The organism is Paenibacillus violae (genome assembly GCF_032461945.1).
Classification (GTDB): Bacteria; Bacillota; Bacilli; order Paenibacillales; family NBRC-103111; genus Paenibacillus_E; species Paenibacillus_E violae.
This window is the reverse complement of record NZ_JAWCUD010000004.1, coordinates 227,503-242,757: the sequence shown is the minus strand read 5'-3', so window position 1 is coordinate 242,757 and position 15,255 is coordinate 227,503. Positions and strand designations below refer to the sequence as shown.

Sequence of the window (15,255 nt, the reverse complement as noted above, 5' to 3'; positions counted from 1 at the left end):
GGGATACGCTGCATGGGTAAACTGCCTTTTAAACTTGGCATACATCCAATTAATTGGGTTGGCGAGGATGTAAGGGAACACGGCGCTGACACCACATTTGAGCAAATTGTTGACGATATTCAGGCTTTAGGGTTGACGGGAACCGAGATGGGACGGAAATATCCGACAGATCCTACCGTTCTAAAGGCTGAGCTTGCGAAGCACGGTATTGAGCTAACATCTCAGTGGAAATCGGTGCTTTTTTCCGACCCGGCTTACCGCGAAGCGGAACTTGAAGCGTACCGCAAACATGTAGAGTTTCTTCATGAGATGGGAAGCACCGTCATCTCCACGTGCGAAGTGGGAGGTTCCCTGCACTTTGATCCGCGGCGTACGCCTAACGAGAAGGAAGTGCTGCGTTTCGATGAAGCAGCCTGGCGATCGCTGGCAGAAGGTCTGAATGCAGCCGGAGCCATCGCTCAGGAGTATGGCCTCAAACTAACGTATCATCATCACGGCGGAACGGCTGTAGAACAGCCGGAAGAAATCGATCGCCTAATGGAATTAACCGATCCTAATCTTGTGTATCTATTGTTTGATACAGGCCACGCCTATTATGGCGGCGCAGACCCGCTTGCGGTTTTACGTAAGCATTACGATCGTATCGCATATATTCATTTAAAGGACATTCGGCAAGAAATACTCGACCAAGCACGCGCAGCGAACGCGGATTTCGTGACTTGCATTCGCCAAGGCGTGTTCACGGTACCGGGTGATGGATGCCTGGATTTTGCTCCAATTTTCCGGGAGCTGCTAGAGCGTAACTACAGCGGTTGGGCAATGCTGGAAGGCGAGCAAGATCCCGCTGAACATCCAGCATACGAATACGCGAAGAAATCGCTTGATTTTATCCAAACGCTCATATCCCAAGAAAGCAGGTAGAGAAGCCATGACCTATGTATCTTTTCCAACGAATAAGCCGCTTGATTTTGTAGCTATTGGACGCTTGTGCATCGATTTGAATGCGAATGAAATTCATCGCCCCATGGAAGAAACGATGACGTTTACGAAATATGTCGGCGGATCGCCTGCGAATATCACGATTGGAATGTCGCGTTTAGGTCTGAATACGGCTTTCATCGGGAAAGTGGCTAACGATCAAATGGGCCGTTTTATTACCGACTATCTGCAGCGCAACAAGATTGACACCGCCGGTGTTGTAACGGATACAACCGGAGCCGTGACGGGGCTTGCTTTTACGGAGATTAAAAGTCCTACCGATTGCAGCATTCTGATGTACCGAGACAACGCAGCCGACCTGAAATTGACGCCTAACGAGGTGCAAGAGGAGCTGATCGCCCAGGCTAAGGTGCTGCTTATTTCCGGGACGGCGCTTGCCAAAAGCCCATCGCGGGAAGCTGTATTCCAAGCTTTGAATTATGCCAAAAAGCACGGCGCAGTTATCGTCTTCGATTTGGATTATCGCCCTTATACATGGACATCACCGGAAGAAACAGCGGTTTATTACAATCTTGCCGCTGAAAAATGCGACATCATCCTCGGAACGCGTGAAGAGTTCGATATGATGGAATGTTTCGAAAGCAACGAGTCCTCCGACGATAAAGTTACGGCTTCCAAGTGGTTTAACCATTCAGCGAAAATCGTCATCATCAAGCATGGGAAAGAAGGCTCTATCGCTTATACACAGGATGACGAGGGGCACCGGGCGAAGAGCTTCCCAGCCAAAGTCGTCAAAACCTTCGGGGCGGGAGATTCCTATGCTGCAGGATTCCTGTACGGCGTTATGCAAGGCTGGACGCTTGAGAAGAGCATGGAATTCGGAAGCGCTGCCGCATGTATCGTTATTTCCAGCCATAGCTGCTCGGATGCCATGCCGACCGTTAACCAAGTAGAAGATTATATTGAGCGCTGCAATCGCAATGAAATTACTGCCTCATAGGCGAGATTTAGAAACCAGGCAACTTTGAAAGGGGAAACCACAATGACACAAGTATTGAAAAACTTGATTGGCGGAGCATGGGTAGCATCAACTGCCACACAGAACGAAGCCGTGATGAATCCGGCAACCGAAGAAATCATTGCTTATGTGCCGTTTTCAACTAAAGAGGATGTGGATCAAGCGGTTCAAGCGGCAAACGCTGCTTTTAAAACCTGGAGCGCGACACCAGTTCCGCGCAGAGCTCGCGTGCTGTTCAAGTACCAGCAGCTCCTAGTCGATCATTGGGAAGAACTGGCGCGCCTCGTAACCAAAGAAAACGGCAAAAGCTACACGGAAGCTTACGGTGAAGTGCTGCGCGGGATCGAGTGCGTCGAGTTCGCTGCAGGAGCACCGAATCTAATGATGGGTAAACAGCTTCCGGATATCGCAACGGGGCTGGAGTCCGGTATGTATCGTTATCCGGTTGGCGTTGTTGGCGGTATCACGCCTTTCAACTTCCCGATGATGGTGCCGTGCTGGATGTTCCCGCTGGCGATTGCTTGCGGCAATACGTTTGTTTTGAAGCCGTCCGAGCGGACGCCTCTGCTGGCTAATCGTTTGGCGGAGCTATTTATGGAAGCCGGCTTGCCGGAAGGTGTACTGAACATCGTTCATGGTGCGCATGACGTGGTGAACGGCATTTTGGAGCATAAGGACATTAAGGCGGTTTCTTTTGTAGGGTCACAGCCTGTTGCAGAATATGTGTATAAAACAGCTTCCGCACACGGGAAACGGGTACAGGCGCTGGCTGGTGCCAAAAACCATTCCATCGTTCTGCCGGATGCGAACCTGGACCTAACGGTTAAAGAAATTATCAATGCTTCCTTTGGTTCTGCAGGCGAGCGTTGTATGGCATGCTCAGTGGTAGTCGCTGTGGGAGATGTAGGCGATAAGCTCGTAGAGAAGCTTGTGGAAGCTGCGGATAAAATTACGATCGGCAACGGCAACGAAGAAGGCATCTTCCTTGGTCCTGTCATTCGTGGACCGCATAAGGATCGTACGCTGCAATATATTCAGACTGGAGAGCAAGAGGGAGCTTTACTCCTGCGCGATGGACGTAAAGATGCGGCAGCGGGCGGTGAAGGCTATTTCGTTGGGCCAACGATTTTTGACAACGTGCAGTGTGATATGAAAATTTGGAAAGACGAAATTTTTGCCCCTGTGCTTTCTATTGTGCGGGTAGATTCCCTAGAAGAAGCTATCGATTTGGCAAATCGTTCGGATTTTGCGAATGGCGCTTGTATCTTCACGGATAGCGGAAGCGCTGTAAGACAATTCCGGGATACGATTGATGCCGGCATGCTCGGTGTCAACCTTGGCGTACCCGCACCAATGGCGTTCTTCCCTTTCTCGGGATGGAAGAAATCTTTCTACGGGGATCTGCATGCGAACGGCACGGATGGCGTTGAATTTTATACTCGGAAGAAAATGGTGACCGCTCGCTGGTAATGTAAGTAAAAAACGTGATGGAGAGAGAGAAGGAGTGGAAGGTATGGCGCTGGTTTCGATGAAAGACATGCTGCATAAGGCGCTTGAAGAGCAGTATGCCGTTGGACAGTTTAATTTGAACAACTTGGAATTTACTCAGGCAATTCTGCAAGCAGCCCAGGAAGAGAAGGCACCAGTCATTCTCGGTGTCAGCGAGCCTTATATTCCTTATATGGGCGGGCTTCCATGCATTGTAGGAATGGTCAATGCGCTCATGGAGCATTACGGAATTACGGTACCTGTTGCCCTCCACTTGGATCACGGCACAACGTATGAGGTGTGTGTACGGGCCATTCATGCCGGCTTTACCTCTGTGATGATCGATGCCTCGCACCACACATTGGAGGCGAACATTGAGGTAACGCAGCGGGTCACTCAAATGGCTCATGTTCTTGGGGCTACCGTTGAGGCAGAGCTTGGAAGAATCACGGGACGCGAGGACGACTTGGTGGTGGACGAAGCTGAGGGGATGTATGCCGTGCCGGAGGATTGCGTCAAGCTGGTGTATGAGACCGGGATCGACTGCCTGGCGCCTGCGCTAGGTTCCGTACATGGACCCTACCGGGGTCAGCCGAAATTGGGCTTCGACCGCATGGGCGAAATTCAGCGATTGACGGGTCTGCCGCTTGTTCTGCACGGCGGCAGCGGCCTGCCGGAGAGCGAAATTCGGCAAGCGATTGCTTTGGGGACTTGTAAAATTAATGTCAATACAGATAACCAATCGGCCTGTACAGCAGCGATTCGTAGCTATCTACAAGAGCATCCCGAAGCATACGATCCGCGCAATTATTTGATCCCTGCGCGGGAAGCGATCAAGGCTTCGGTTAAGGCGAAAATTCGCTTGTTTGGCAGCGATGGAAAAGCGGGAGGACATGCACAATGAAGAAGATCAGAGTTGGCATAATTGGAGCGGGAAGAATCGGAAAAATTCATACCGATAATCTGTTGAAATTGCCGCAGGTAGAAGTTGTTGCGGTGAGTGATTTATTTGCCGGAGAGGAACTTACAGCTTGGGCTGCGGAAAGAGGCATCGATCAAGTCGTACAGGACAGCCAGGTGCTAATTGCCAATCCCGACATTGACGCTGTGTTTATTTGCTCGTCGACGGATACGCACGTACCTTTGATTAAGCAGGCGGCGAAAGCCGGCAAACACATTTTCTGCGAGAAGCCGGTTTCCATGGACATTACGCAAACCGAAGAAGCGCTGGAAGTGGTGCGTCAATCCGGCGTCCAGCTGCAAATCGGATTCAACCGCCGGTTTGATCATAACTTTAAACGTGTGCGTGACCATGTACAAAATGGGACAATTGGAGATCCTCACATCGTGAAAATTACGTCACGCGACCCGAATCCTCCGCATCCAGATTACATCAAAGTTTCTGGCGGCATTTTCATGGATATGATGATCCACGACTTCGATATGGCTCGATTCGTAACCGGCAGCGAAGTGGAAGAAGTGTATGCACAGGGGAATGTGCTGATCAATCCGGTTTTCGCTGAACATGGCGATGTGGATACGGCTATTGTGACGCTTCGCTTCGCAAACGGTGCGCTGGGCGTCATCGATAACAGCCGCCAGGCTGTCTACGGTTACGATCAGCGAGTAGAGGTTTTCGGCTCCAAAGGCAGTGTCGCTGTGACAAATGACCATCCGAATACGGCGGAAATTTCCACAGCCGAAGGCATTATGCGGGATAAACCGCTGCATTTCTTCTTGGAACGCTACAATGAAGCATATATCCTTGAGACACAAATGTTTATTGATAGCTTAGTGAACGGTCATCCCCTCCCGGTTGAAGGCTTTGACGGGCTACAAGCAGAACGTATCGCCTTGGCTGCGAAGTTCTCTCGAGAGCTGCAGCGTCCGGTTAAAATCAGTGAAATCAGCGAGCTGTTGTCGCAGCAGTCAGTAGCTCAATAATGCAGTAGGGAGGCAGGATCACATGTCGGATTCCAATCTGATCGTTAAAGCCTATGAGGCAGATAAAGAGGGTGTCGTCCTTACCGTCACTCCCGAGTCTGCAGGGTGGGAGTATGTAGGGTTCCAAGTCGTCAAGCTAGCGGAAGGCCAGGTTCTGCGTCGTGAAACAGGCAGCAATGAAATCTGTCTGGTCCTTTTAAGTGGGAAAGCGGACGTTTCCACCAAGCTCCAATCGTGGCAAGGAATTGGGGAGCGGATGAGCGTCTTTGAGAAAATCGCTCCTTATTCGGTGTATGTGCCGAATGAAGATGTTTACGAAGTTAAGGCCCTTACGGACGTGGAGTTGGCGGTATGCGCTGCTCCCGGCTTTGGCCGTTACCCGGCCCGATTGATTGAACCGGCGCAGGTTGGCATCGAGGCTCGCGGATATGGCAATATCGAGCGTCGGATTCATAATATCCTCCCTGAACAAGAGTCGGCAGACAGCCTACTCGTGGTGGAGGTTTTTACCCCGGATGGACATTGGTCCAGCTACCCGCCTCATAAACATGACCGGGATTCGCTGCCCGATGAGTCCTTGCTGGAGGAGACTTATTACTTCCATGTTCAGCCTGAGCAGGGTTTCGCCATTCAACGCGTCTATACGGATGACCGCTCCTTGGATGAGACGCTTGTTGTTCGTGACGGTCAAACGGTGTTGGTGCCGAAAGGATATCATCCCGTGTGTGCGCCGCCTGGGTACGAAGTGTATTACTTGAACGTAATGGCGGGGCCAACGCGGACGTGGAAGTTCCATAATGATCCCGATCATGCTTGGCTCATGACCAAACCTCGCGAATAGCGGCTGTACGAGCGGGTTGCAACTTGGATGCCTTCTGAGCATAATAGAGACTAATGTGGAAGAAACAACGATGGGAGAAGCAAATGAAGGCAACCATATATGATGTAGCCCGTGAAGCCGGAGTATCGATAGCGGCCGTTTCGCAGGTTATCAACGGAAAAGGTAAAATCAGCGAGGAGCGCCGCAACGAAATTTTTCTCGTTATGGAACGGTTAAATTATCGTCCAAGCGTTATTGCCGCAGCTTTGACAGGCAAAAAGACATTCACCCTCGGGCTGCTGGTCCCCGATATTTCAAATCCTTTTTTTGCTGAAATCGCGCATGCGGTTGAAGATCAAGGACATAAGCTTGGCTATAGCATTGTCATTTGTTCAACGCATAACGAAGACGAGCGAATTGAACGGTATTTAACGCTGTTGCAGCAAAAAAGCGTGGACGGCATGATCATCGGTACCGGAATGGACAATTTGGAACTTTTATCGCCCTTGGTCGATAAGTCGATTCCCATTGTTTCCATAGCCAGGGAGATGGCAAGTCCCTATGTACAAACCGTACATGTAGGCGACTTCGAAGGAGGCAAATTAGCAGCGCAGCATTTGCTTGAGCTCGGGCATACCCGGATTGCTGTGTTGGCCGAGCATCTGAAGGTCAGTTCCTCCCGGGAGCGCATTCGCGGGTTCCGTGAAGCACTGGCGGGCGCGGGGCTCGAATTGCCGGATGCTTCGGTGAAGTCCGGCGGTTACGATCTGCTTCGCGACGGCAAGCGCCAAACGATGGAGCTGCTGCAGCAGGAGGGGCGTCCTTCGGCGCTCTTTTGCTGTAACGATCTGCTCGCCATTGGCGCGCTGCAAGCGGCCAAGGCTTTGGGTTTGCGCGTACCGGAGGACGTGTCGATCGTCGGCTTCGACGATACGATTTTGGCCTCGGTCACAGACCCGCCTTTGACCACGATCGCCCAGCCGATAGAGGCGATGGGGAAGCTGGCTGTTGATCTTGTGATCGCGCAGCTCGCGAACAAGGGGGACGCCAAGCCAGAGCAAGTGCTTAAACCGGAGCTCGTTGTACGCAAGTCTACCGGAGCGGTAAGCGAGTAAACAAGCAGGGACCAGTCGACGATTGTCGAATGGTCCTTTCTTGTTTACTTGGAAGGTGATATTCTTGTCTTATAACGTTGTTTTGGCATTCATTATAAAATGGGGGGGAGATTTTTTTGGAAGCTAATAAGTCCTGTTGTTCAGCAAGTCGAGATTCAGCTACACAAGTTCACTCCGACGCTCCGACACCTGTTCAGTCTCAGTCTCAGGCTCAAGCTCAGGCGGTTGAATCTAACGATCGTCAAGTTTCGGACAAGTCGGGCATGATCTATTTGGAGGGGGGCACGTTCCTGATGGGGACGGACGACCAAGAGGGTTTCCCAGCCGATGGTGAAGGACCGGTACGAGAGGTGACCATCAAGCCTTTTTACATAGATCCATGTACGGTAACCAATGCGGAATTCAAACAATTTATTGATCAAACGGGGTATCGCACCGAAGCGGAATCGTTCGGATGGTCGTTTGTTTTTCATCTGTTTGTATCTGAAGCCACAGCTCAAAAGGTGAAATCCGCCGTGCAGCAAACACCATGGTGGTGGGTTGTCGAGGGAGCCGACTGGCAGCATCCGGAAGGACCGGACTCCAATGTGGAAGATCGATGGGATCATCCGGTCATCCACGTGTCCTACCAAGATGCGCTAGCTTATTGCAAATGGTCGGGTAAACGCCTTCCTACAGAGGCCGAATGGGAGTATGCCGCAAGAGGCGGTTTGGTGCAAAAGCGCTACCCCTGGGGGGATGAACTGAAGCCGGGCGGCCAGCATAGATGCAACATTTGGCAGGGGAAATTCCCAATTAAGAATAACGCTAGCGACGGCTATGCAGGTACCGCGCCGGTACGAGCATTCGAGCCTAATGGCTACGGATTGTATAATGTTTCGGGCAACGTTTGGGAGTGGTGTTCGGACTGGTTCAGCCCGGACTATCATGTGAAAGCCAAACGAGTGAATCCTGCAGGACCTCCGTCCGGTCAAGCCCGTGTGATGCGTGGAGGCTCCTATTTGTGCCACAAATCGTATTGCAACCGGTATCGGGTAGCTGCGAGAAGCAAGAACACACCGGATAGCTCCACAGGAAATATTGGATTCCGCTGCGCTTCCGATGTTGAATAGAGACGATGGTTCACGATAGGAGGTTCGGCTTACTGTGATCAAGTGTAGACATTGTTTCAAAATGACTGATCTACAATTGCAGAAGTGTTCGCACTGCGGAGTGGTGCTCGGTTATTCGGTTGCAGAGAAATTTGATCTACTCGCTGAATCGGTTGAGCATGCACTGAAAAAGGAATTGGAAGCTAGAAGAAAGCTGAAGCATTGAATGGGAATAGTCACATGAAAGGTCGCCTACAAGGCGGCCTTTTTTTGATTTGCTTGTGGTTAGTTATTAGCGCCGATTACTCCAGTTATTTCATGTGAACAAAACCTAATAACTGGAAATTCTGCCGCTAATTTCACGAGTGTATCAGTTTTCGGGCAATCATCGACGATTTAGCTGGAGCTTCCACTGTTATTACCTTCCACACCACTGGGTAGCGTAGAATAACGGTAGTTTTTCCATTTTATATTAAATCAGAAGGCTGTTGACTGTTATTCAACCGCAAAATAGTCGTATTTTTGCACAAGATGTGTGCACATTTCGAAGGAGAATATTGGTAAGCTTGAACCAATAAGCTGAAGGAGGAAATAAGCATGCTCAAAGTAGCTATTATTGGTGCAGGGGCCATATCGAACGCACATATCGAAGCCTATTTGAAATTTCCGGAGCGCTGCCAAATTGTGGCGATTAGTGATATCTACGTGGACAAGGCGCAGGAACGAATTGACCAACATGGGCTGAATGCCAAGGCTGTCAAGGATTATAAAGAACTGCTCACGGGGGAAATTGACCTCGTTTCCATTTGTACACCACCGTATACCCATGCTTCATTGGCTGTCGAATTTATGGAGGCTAACACACATGTCATGGTGGAAAAGCCGATGGCGTCTTCGCTTGAAGAGTGCGATACGATGAATGAAGTGTCGCAGCGCACAGGCAAGCTGTTGTCCGTTGTGGCTCAAAATCGTTTCAAAACGCCGATGATGAAAATGAAGTCTGTCCTGGAAAGCGGACTTATGGGGAATATTTTGCACGTGCAGGTCGATTCGTTCTGGTGGCGCGGTCATTCGTATTATGATCTCTGGTGGCGCGGCACATGGGAAAAAGAAGGCGGCGGCCCGACACTGAACCACGCCGTGCATCATATTGATGCGCTGCTGTGGATGATGGGCAGCCCGAGTGAAGTACAGGCATTCATGAGCAATGTTGCGCATGATAATGCCGAAGTGGAAGATCTGTCGATCGGTATGCTGCGTTACGCTAACGGATCGCTTGGTCAACTAACCTCCTCTGTGGTTCATCACGGAGAGGAGCAGCAGTTGATTTTCCAAGGCGCTAAAGCGCGCGTCTCCACACCTTGGAAAGTGAAAGCATCGAACTCAAAAGCGAACGGCTTCCCTGAGCCGAACCCAGCATTGGAGTCACAGCTGCAGGCTCTCTATGATGCCCTGCCGGACGTTGTGCATGAAGGCCATGCGGGCCAAATCGATAATGTGCTTACCGCCATTGAGACAGGTGCGCCTCTCTTAATCGATGGGGTGAGCGGCAGACAAACACTCGAATTAATTACAGCTATTTATAAATCGGCAAGCACTGGACAATTGGTGAAATTCCCGATCGGCCCTGAGGATGCTTTCTATACCCGTGAAGGTGTTCAGGCGAATGCAATCCATTTCTATGAAAAAAAGAAGTCGATCGAGAATTTTGCAACGACCACCATCTCGACAGGAAGCAGCTACAAATAAGGATGCCGCTTACCGAGGCTATCAGCGCTGCTTCTGCCATTGCAGGCGGAATTGATGGGGCGTGCTGCCCATACGGCTTTTAAACATTTTACAGAAGTAGGAACTGTTCGTAATCCCGATGTTTTCGGCGATTTGTGCGATCGACTGCTCGGTTGAAGTTAACAGCATGACAGCTTGCTGCATTCTACGTGCGGTCACATAATCGGAAATGCTGCTGCCTGTACACTCTTTGAACAAATGAGAGAGATGGTAAGGGGACAGGTGAAGCTCGCTAGCCATGTGCTCAAGTCGAAGCGGTTCCGTGTAGTGCCCTTCGAGCCAGCCCAGAATACGCTCAGCCTGATGCTTATGGCGTGTGTGGCCGGAGTCGAACTGCACATCGCTTCGTTCCCATATTTGCCGTAAAGCTCGGAAAAAAGCAACGAGGAATAACGAAAATTCCTCCAGCTCGTCTTTCTTCGCTAATGTCGGTATTTTCTCTTCCAGGCTTGGAAAAAGGGAAAGCAGCGGCTCCGGCTCGCTGATATTGTAGATGCATGGCGCAGGCAGCTTGCTCGTGTGCATTTGCTTGAAAAATGTCAGCAGCTTCGGCCATCTCTCAAAATAAGATTCATAGAGATAGGGCTCGAAGTGTACAATTGAGCGGATGAAAGGCGTGTCGGGACTTACTTGGATATGGTGCAGCTGATAGGGTTGGAAAACACAAAGCATGCCGGCGGTAACCTCATAGCTTTGTTGATCGACAATCAGCGTACCCTTTCCTTCGTGTACAAACAAAATTTCTACGCCTTGATGTGCATGAAAGGTGCCATGAAACTGTTCGTTGCCGATCGTTTGACGGCGGTACGCAAAGTAAAGCGGACTCTCGCTGAAGCTAAGATTCTGAATATACGTCATCTGAAGCACGTCCCTCTGCTGCCGCGGCAGCGTTAAAAGAGCTTAATCCCAGCTTGCCAAAGCGGATGGATTAAGCTTTTTTGGTCTTCTTATTCCGCCGTTACCTTTTGCATTTTGGCAGGGTTGTTGATTTTGTAAGGTACAGGATGCTTGCTAAGCTTCTTAGCTACGATTTTGCACTCAAAGGTGACGGTATCTCCGACTTCGAGTTCCAACTTTTTGAGCGTGTTGCTGTGACTGGACCAGGCTGTGCCGATCTCCATGGCAGGTTCCGTGATGGAAACAGCCTCATAAATGATAACTTCATCATCATTATCGGAGAAATTGTTAGGGACGGTCGTAAATTCCTGCACCGTAGCGATCATTTTAACTTTATCTTCAGGCAGCTCCAGCTTCGGGGCCTTTTCTTTTTTTGCTGCTTTTTCTTTCGGCTGTTTTGTTTTCGGAGCTTTCGCTTGTTCAGCTTCTTGCTCGGCTGGAGCGGAGTCGTCTGCGATGGATTCTACAGCAGCGGGAGCTACGGTTTCAGACTCTGCCGCGTCAGTTCCAGTAGTCTCGTCTGTGGCAGCCGTCAGTCTTTGGCTATAATTGGCCGCCTGCATCTCCTTCAGATAAGAGGGGTGAATGCAGTGCAGCTGCTTATTGTCGAATTCGATGACAGCGGTCATTTTATCTACCAAGCCGACGATATCGCAAGACAAGTTCATGCCGTTGTTTTTGTAGTAAAAGGTTTTCGTTTTGGCCGCTTTCTCAGAAAGTAAGCCCCATTCTTTACACTGCTCCAATTGTTCGGTTTCATCCTCGAAGGTTGTGTAGGTTTCGGGCTGAATGGTGAATGCATGTACCATGTTCGTGCCGCCTTTCTATGTATTTATGGTAGAAGGTTCTTTTATTGTTCTAATCGGAAGTCATCCGTTTTCTCGCCGTCTTCCCAAATTTCCACAAACAGGGCTTCGCTGTTATCGAAATCAGCGGGCGTGAACGACAGCGCTTTCTCCTCGTCTGTGCCTACATAAACATTTTCCATTTCTTCGCCGTCGAAAGAGAGGATGACGTAAATTTTCATGTCAAAATGCCTCCAAATAAGTTGATATGGATCATTATAACACAATCGCTGAAAACTTCGCATGAGGTGGCTTTTTTAGGATGACATGAAAAACAAGCCGCCATTAGGCAGCTTGTTTTTTTGTCGCATTTTATACGCAGAGAAGTGGAGTCTAGCAATGTTAGTAGTGAAGGGACAGACCATATTCCCCTGATGCTGAAGAAGAATTGTTAAGTAGCGCTACAAACCCGATATCACCGTAAGTTCTTGTAAATGTACTGCCTACCGGCACTGTAAAAGTATCGATAGAAGCTCCGATTGAGTTGCGAATCGTCACATCTACGTTTCCTCCACCGGATGCTTTTACACTAACAGAACCGCTAATTGGCAATGGCGGGATGGCAGGAGCTGAAGTATTAATTGCGTACACGGTTAATGACATGCCGGCCGTTATCATAAACGTACCGCAAATATCGTCATTATAAGGATTTCTGTTGTTGCATAGACAAGGCATACAATCATCTCCTACGGATCTGAGTTTTGAAAAATCTTTACCTTACTATTAATGCGTCCTGATTGTAGTTGGTATAGATACTAACATAGCAGCTCGTCTATATTTAGAAATATGTTCAAAAACCTACCAACTCTATGATTTGCAAGTGATTTGCTCCATCTCTTCTTTTACTAGGCAGATCTCGTCTTTGCGAGGGATGTCACTTAGGATTTGCGGTCGCAGCTTAACGACAGTTATTTTTTTCTTAGGATGCTTACGTTTTTTTATCGTGAAAAAATAATGTGCGGTGATGGAGTACTGGCCTACGCTTTTAATCTCTGCAGAACTTGAGGAGCTTATTTCTAGGCTTGCGACAGCTCCCAATGTAATGGATTTCGTTTGATTAAGTTCCGTTAGTGTAAACAAGGTGATATCGGAAATCCCATCCCCTGTTGTATCAGCTTTAACCGTCAACGTACAATGCGGACTCTGGTTCCGTACCGTAATCGTTCCAAAGGGAAGATTGCGCCCCGTATTGGCCGTCCGCCAGTATTCCACACTTTCGCCATTGCTTTCTTGTGAAATACTGCCGCAGATTTCATCCGTTACGAGTCGTTTTCGAAGTGGAGATGCTTTCCTCTTTCTACAGATGAATTTTTTTGTTCTGCAAATTTTGCATGATTTTCTAACACGTCTTTTATGGCATGGCAAAGAAACCACCTCCTATACACCAATCTATGGATGAAGCCCCGGAGATGGTTGGACGACTTGACTAATGAATACATCCATGTTTGTTTCCAATGCCTTTTGCACTGGCTTAAAATCGCGCCAAAGTTCATATACATCAATACAAGCTCGAACGCCAGTGATGGGCCAGGGAGTTATTCAGCAAGCGGCTGCGGGGAATAGGATTGAGGGGGTTTCCAGGATGTTGATTGCGGTTATTTGCGTAGTCGGGTGTCTCTGCGGTTTTATACTGTTCAGAAAAAATGTGATTCGGCCAGGTTATGTCCCAGGCGCAGATAAAGTGAAGCTGTCCGTCATCATTCCAGCCAGAAATGAAGCGTGCAATTTACCTCATCTGCTTCACGCGCTCAAAATACAAACCCTGGAACCCTTCGAAATTATCGTCGTAGATGATTTCTCGGAGGATGACACCAGGGAGATTGCGGAGAGCTACGGAGTTACCGTTATCTCCAATCCCAGCCTTCCGGAGGGGTGGACGGGCAAAAATTGGGCCGTATGGAACGGCTATTTACAGGCCACCGGGGATATGATCGTCTTTCTTGACGCCGACATTCGATTGGTGCCACGCGCACTAGAAATGTTAATCATGGCTAGACAGCAAGCCGGAGGGGTCATCTCGGTTGTGCCATTTCACTACACGGTGAGTTTCGGTGAAAGGTTAGCTCTCATTTTTAACTTCTTAGGGGTGTTCGCTTTCACATCACCAATAGAGAAAGACAGTCCTAATAAGGGGCTTTACGGTTCCTGTATTTTAACAACAAGAGCAGATTACGAAGCGATTAAAGGTCACGAAAGCGTCAAAGCGGAGATGTTGGACGACCTGAACCTCGGAGCCGCCTTTCGCAAAGCCGGTATCCGAGTGACGAATTTCATTGGTTACGGTCTTGTTTCCTTCCGTATGTATGCGCAGGGGATGAAAAGTCGCATTCAAGGCTTTGGTAAAGGGGCCGCCCTCGGAACATCCAAACTGAAAGGCGGAACGATCGCGCTTATTGCCCTGTGGGTACTCGGTCTCGTTGCCTCGGAAACGTTCTTTTTATTTTTGAATACGTCCTGGTGGCTTCCTTTATTTATGGGCTATTTGATCTACATGATGCAGCTGTTTTATTTTGTCAGGTATGTGGGGAAGTTTGGTGTCATCATGCCCATTTTGCATATCTTTTCCACAATATTTATGGTTGTTGTCATGCTGTATTCCGTTTATCAAGTGGTGTTTCTGGGCCATGTAGCATGGAAAGGAAGGAATGTCAAAGTAGGAAGCAGGCGGGAGCTATGACCATCGTATGGATAGCTTGCGCTTTTTTATCAGGCGCTCTGATGTTTTCTTATTGGCTTGGACTACTGGCCAGACACCATCTAGATCACATTGGAGATGGAAACCCAGGGGCATTGAACTTGTGGAGAGCAGCGGGGTATCGGATCGGGCTTGCGGGCATTATTCTCGACTTTTTAAAAGGGTACCTGGTGCTGGTTTGGCTCTTAGGATTTAGTTTGGACAATACGCGTGTTCAAGGTTATGCCTTGATTCCTGTCGCGCTGGCACCGATTGTAGGGCATGCCTTTTCGCCATTTCTGAAAGGGAAAGGAGGCAAAGCGATTGCCGTTACTTTCGGTGTTTGGAGCGCGCTGACGAAGTTTGAGGCTTCCCTTGCACTAGCGGTTATATTGGCCGTAAGCGTAGCCGTAACGAAGCTGGCGACAAGAGGAAAGCCCACTTCCTCCTCGGCGGATGGCTTACAAGTGGTAATAGGTATGCTGCTTCTAGGTGTGTATTTGTATATAGGCAGTTATATGGAATCCATCATGTGGGTGTGGCTGGGGAATTCTGTGCTGATTGCGTATAAGCATCGAAAGGAGCTTGCCTTTTATTTGGCAAAAAAGCAGCCCAAGCCGGGCGGTGAGTAAATGC

Annotated in this window: 17 protein-coding genes; 12 read left to right on the top strand and 5 right to left on the bottom strand. The window is 49.2% G+C overall.

The window, feature by feature from the left end; translation table 11 throughout:
• The first annotated feature begins 12 nt into the window (after positions 1–12).
• The 10 genes from iolE (at position 13) to RQP52_RS15020 (ending at position 10,164) form a co-directional block, all read left to right on the top strand.
• Positions 13–921 carry a myo-inosose-2 dehydratase gene (iolE, locus tag RQP52_RS15065; RefSeq protein ID WP_315952546.1) on the top strand — a complete coding sequence of 303 codons (909 nt, stop codon included), beginning with the start codon at positions 13–15 and terminating at the stop codon, positions 919–921.
• Between the two features lie 7 nt (positions 922–928).
• Positions 929–1,939: a 5-dehydro-2-deoxygluconokinase gene (gene iolC / locus RQP52_RS15060; RefSeq protein ID WP_315952545.1), complete on the top strand. Its 1,011-nt coding sequence runs from the start codon at positions 929–931 to the stop codon at positions 1,937–1,939.
• Between the two features lie 42 nt (positions 1,940–1,981).
• On the top strand, positions 1,982–3,427 hold the full coding sequence (locus RQP52_RS15055) for a CoA-acylating methylmalonate-semialdehyde dehydrogenase (protein ID WP_315952544.1): 1,446 nt from the start codon (positions 1,982–1,984) through the stop codon (positions 3,425–3,427).
• 43 nt (positions 3,428–3,470) lie between these two features.
• On the top strand, positions 3,471–4,349 hold the full coding sequence (gene fba / locus RQP52_RS15050; protein WP_315952542.1) for a class II fructose-1,6-bisphosphate aldolase: 879 nt from the start codon (positions 3,471–3,473) through the stop codon (positions 4,347–4,349).
• On the top strand, positions 4,346–5,389 hold the full coding sequence (gene iolG, locus RQP52_RS15045) for an inositol 2-dehydrogenase (protein ID WP_315952541.1): 1,044 nt from the start codon (positions 4,346–4,348) through the stop codon (positions 5,387–5,389). Before fba ends, iolG begins: the two co-directional genes overlap by 4 nt.
• Before the next feature lie 22 nt (positions 5,390–5,411).
• Positions 5,412–6,230, top strand: coding sequence for a 5-deoxy-glucuronate isomerase (gene iolB / locus RQP52_RS15040; protein ID WP_315952540.1), 819 nt, complete (start codon positions 5,412–5,414; stop codon positions 6,228–6,230).
• An 83-nt stretch (positions 6,231–6,313) separates the two neighbouring features.
• Positions 6,314–7,324, top strand: a complete 1,011-nt coding sequence (locus RQP52_RS15035) for a LacI family DNA-binding transcriptional regulator (protein WP_315952774.1) — start codon at positions 6,314–6,316, stop codon at positions 7,322–7,324.
• A gap of 116 nt (positions 7,325–7,440) precedes the next feature.
• Positions 7,441–8,436, top strand: coding sequence for a formylglycine-generating enzyme family protein (locus RQP52_RS15030; protein WP_315952538.1), 996 nt, complete (start codon positions 7,441–7,443; stop codon positions 8,434–8,436).
• 61 nt (positions 8,437–8,497) lie between these two features.
• Entirely contained in the window at positions 8,498–8,641 is a 144-nt protein-coding gene (locus RQP52_RS15025) for a hypothetical protein (protein WP_315952536.1), read from the top strand.
• Positions 8,642–9,012: 371 nt separating this feature from the next.
• Positions 9,013–10,164: a Gfo/Idh/MocA family protein gene (locus RQP52_RS15020; protein ID WP_315952533.1), complete on the top strand. Its 1,152-nt coding sequence runs from the start codon at positions 9,013–9,015 to the stop codon at positions 10,162–10,164.
• Positions 10,165–10,185: 21 nt separating this feature from the next.
• Here the strand turns inward: RQP52_RS15020 and RQP52_RS15015 are convergent, their stop codons facing one another.
• The 5 genes from RQP52_RS15015 to RQP52_RS14995 all read right to left on the bottom strand — a co-directional run bounded on the left by RQP52_RS15015 (position 10,186) and on the right by RQP52_RS14995 (position 13,319).
• Positions 10,186–11,061: an AraC family transcriptional regulator gene (locus RQP52_RS15015; protein ID WP_315952532.1), complete on the bottom strand. Its 876-nt coding sequence runs from the start codon at positions 11,059–11,061 to the stop codon at positions 10,186–10,188.
• An 89-nt stretch (positions 11,062–11,150) separates the two neighbouring features.
• Positions 11,151–11,909, bottom strand: a complete 759-nt coding sequence (locus RQP52_RS15010; protein WP_315952531.1) for a hypothetical protein — start codon at positions 11,907–11,909, stop codon at positions 11,151–11,153.
• Between the two features lie 41 nt (positions 11,910–11,950).
• Positions 11,951–12,127: a hypothetical protein gene (locus tag RQP52_RS15005; RefSeq protein WP_164819425.1), complete on the bottom strand. Its 177-nt coding sequence runs from the start codon at positions 12,125–12,127 to the stop codon at positions 11,951–11,953.
• 160 nt (positions 12,128–12,287) lie between these two features.
• On the bottom strand, positions 12,288–12,620 hold the full coding sequence (locus RQP52_RS15000; protein ID WP_315952529.1) for an S-Ena type endospore appendage: 333 nt from the start codon (positions 12,618–12,620) through the stop codon (positions 12,288–12,290).
• Positions 12,621–12,752: 132 nt separating this feature from the next.
• Positions 12,753–13,319 (bottom strand): S-Ena type endospore appendage, encoded by a 567-nt coding sequence (locus tag RQP52_RS14995; RefSeq protein WP_315952527.1) that lies wholly within the window; start codon positions 13,317–13,319, stop codon positions 12,753–12,755.
• A gap of 208 nt (positions 13,320–13,527) precedes the next feature.
• Here RQP52_RS14995 and RQP52_RS14990 point away from each other — a divergent pair, with 208 nt between their 5' ends.
• Positions 13,528–14,622 carry a glycosyltransferase gene (locus RQP52_RS14990; RefSeq protein WP_315952526.1) on the top strand — a complete coding sequence of 365 codons (1,095 nt, stop codon included), beginning with the start codon at positions 13,528–13,530 and terminating at the stop codon, positions 14,620–14,622.
• Positions 14,619–15,251 carry a glycerol-3-phosphate acyltransferase gene (locus RQP52_RS14985; RefSeq protein WP_315952524.1) on the top strand — a complete coding sequence of 211 codons (633 nt, stop codon included), beginning with the start codon at positions 14,619–14,621 and terminating at the stop codon, positions 15,249–15,251. The genes RQP52_RS14990 and RQP52_RS14985 overlap by 4 nt, the downstream gene beginning before the upstream one ends.
• The last annotated feature ends 4 nt before the right edge of the window (positions 15,252–15,255 follow it).

Bases quoted from the DNA above. Each gene is read 5' to 3' on its own strand.
- RQP52_RS15055 (WP_315952544.1), top strand. From the start codon at position 1,982: ATGACACAAGTATTGAAAAACTTGATTGGCGGAGCATGGGTAGCATCA.
- RQP52_RS15000 (WP_315952529.1), bottom strand. From the start codon at position 12,620: ATGCCTTGTCTATGCAACAACAGAAATCCTTATAATGACGATATTTGC.
- iolG (WP_315952541.1), top strand. From the start codon at position 4,346: ATGAAGAAGATCAGAGTTGGCATAATTGGAGCGGGAAGAATCGGAAAA.
- RQP52_RS15025 (WP_315952536.1), top strand. From the start codon at position 8,498: ATGACTGATCTACAATTGCAGAAGTGTTCGCACTGCGGAGTGGTGCTC.
- RQP52_RS15015 (WP_315952532.1), bottom strand. From the start codon at position 11,061: ATGACGTATATTCAGAATCTTAGCTTCAGCGAGAGTCCGCTTTACTTT.
- RQP52_RS15010 (WP_315952531.1), bottom strand. From the start codon at position 11,909: ATGGTACATGCATTCACCATTCAGCCCGAAACCTACACAACCTTCGAG.
- RQP52_RS14985 (WP_315952524.1), top strand. From the start codon at position 14,619: ATGACCATCGTATGGATAGCTTGCGCTTTTTTATCAGGCGCTCTGATG.
- RQP52_RS15035 (WP_315952774.1), top strand. From the start codon at position 6,314: ATGAAGGCAACCATATATGATGTAGCCCGTGAAGCCGGAGTATCGATA.
- iolE (WP_315952546.1), top strand. From the start codon at position 13: ATGGGTAAACTGCCTTTTAAACTTGGCATACATCCAATTAATTGGGTT.
- RQP52_RS15005 (WP_164819425.1), bottom strand. From the start codon at position 12,127: ATGAAAATTTACGTCATCCTCTCTTTCGACGGCGAAGAAATGGAAAAT.
- iolC (WP_315952545.1), top strand. From the start codon at position 929: ATGACCTATGTATCTTTTCCAACGAATAAGCCGCTTGATTTTGTAGCT.
- RQP52_RS15020 (WP_315952533.1), top strand. From the start codon at position 9,013: ATGCTCAAAGTAGCTATTATTGGTGCAGGGGCCATATCGAACGCACAT.
- fba (WP_315952542.1), top strand. From the start codon at position 3,471: ATGGCGCTGGTTTCGATGAAAGACATGCTGCATAAGGCGCTTGAAGAG.
- iolB (WP_315952540.1), top strand. From the start codon at position 5,412: ATGTCGGATTCCAATCTGATCGTTAAAGCCTATGAGGCAGATAAAGAG.
- RQP52_RS14990 (WP_315952526.1), top strand. From the start codon at position 13,528: ATGTTGATTGCGGTTATTTGCGTAGTCGGGTGTCTCTGCGGTTTTATA.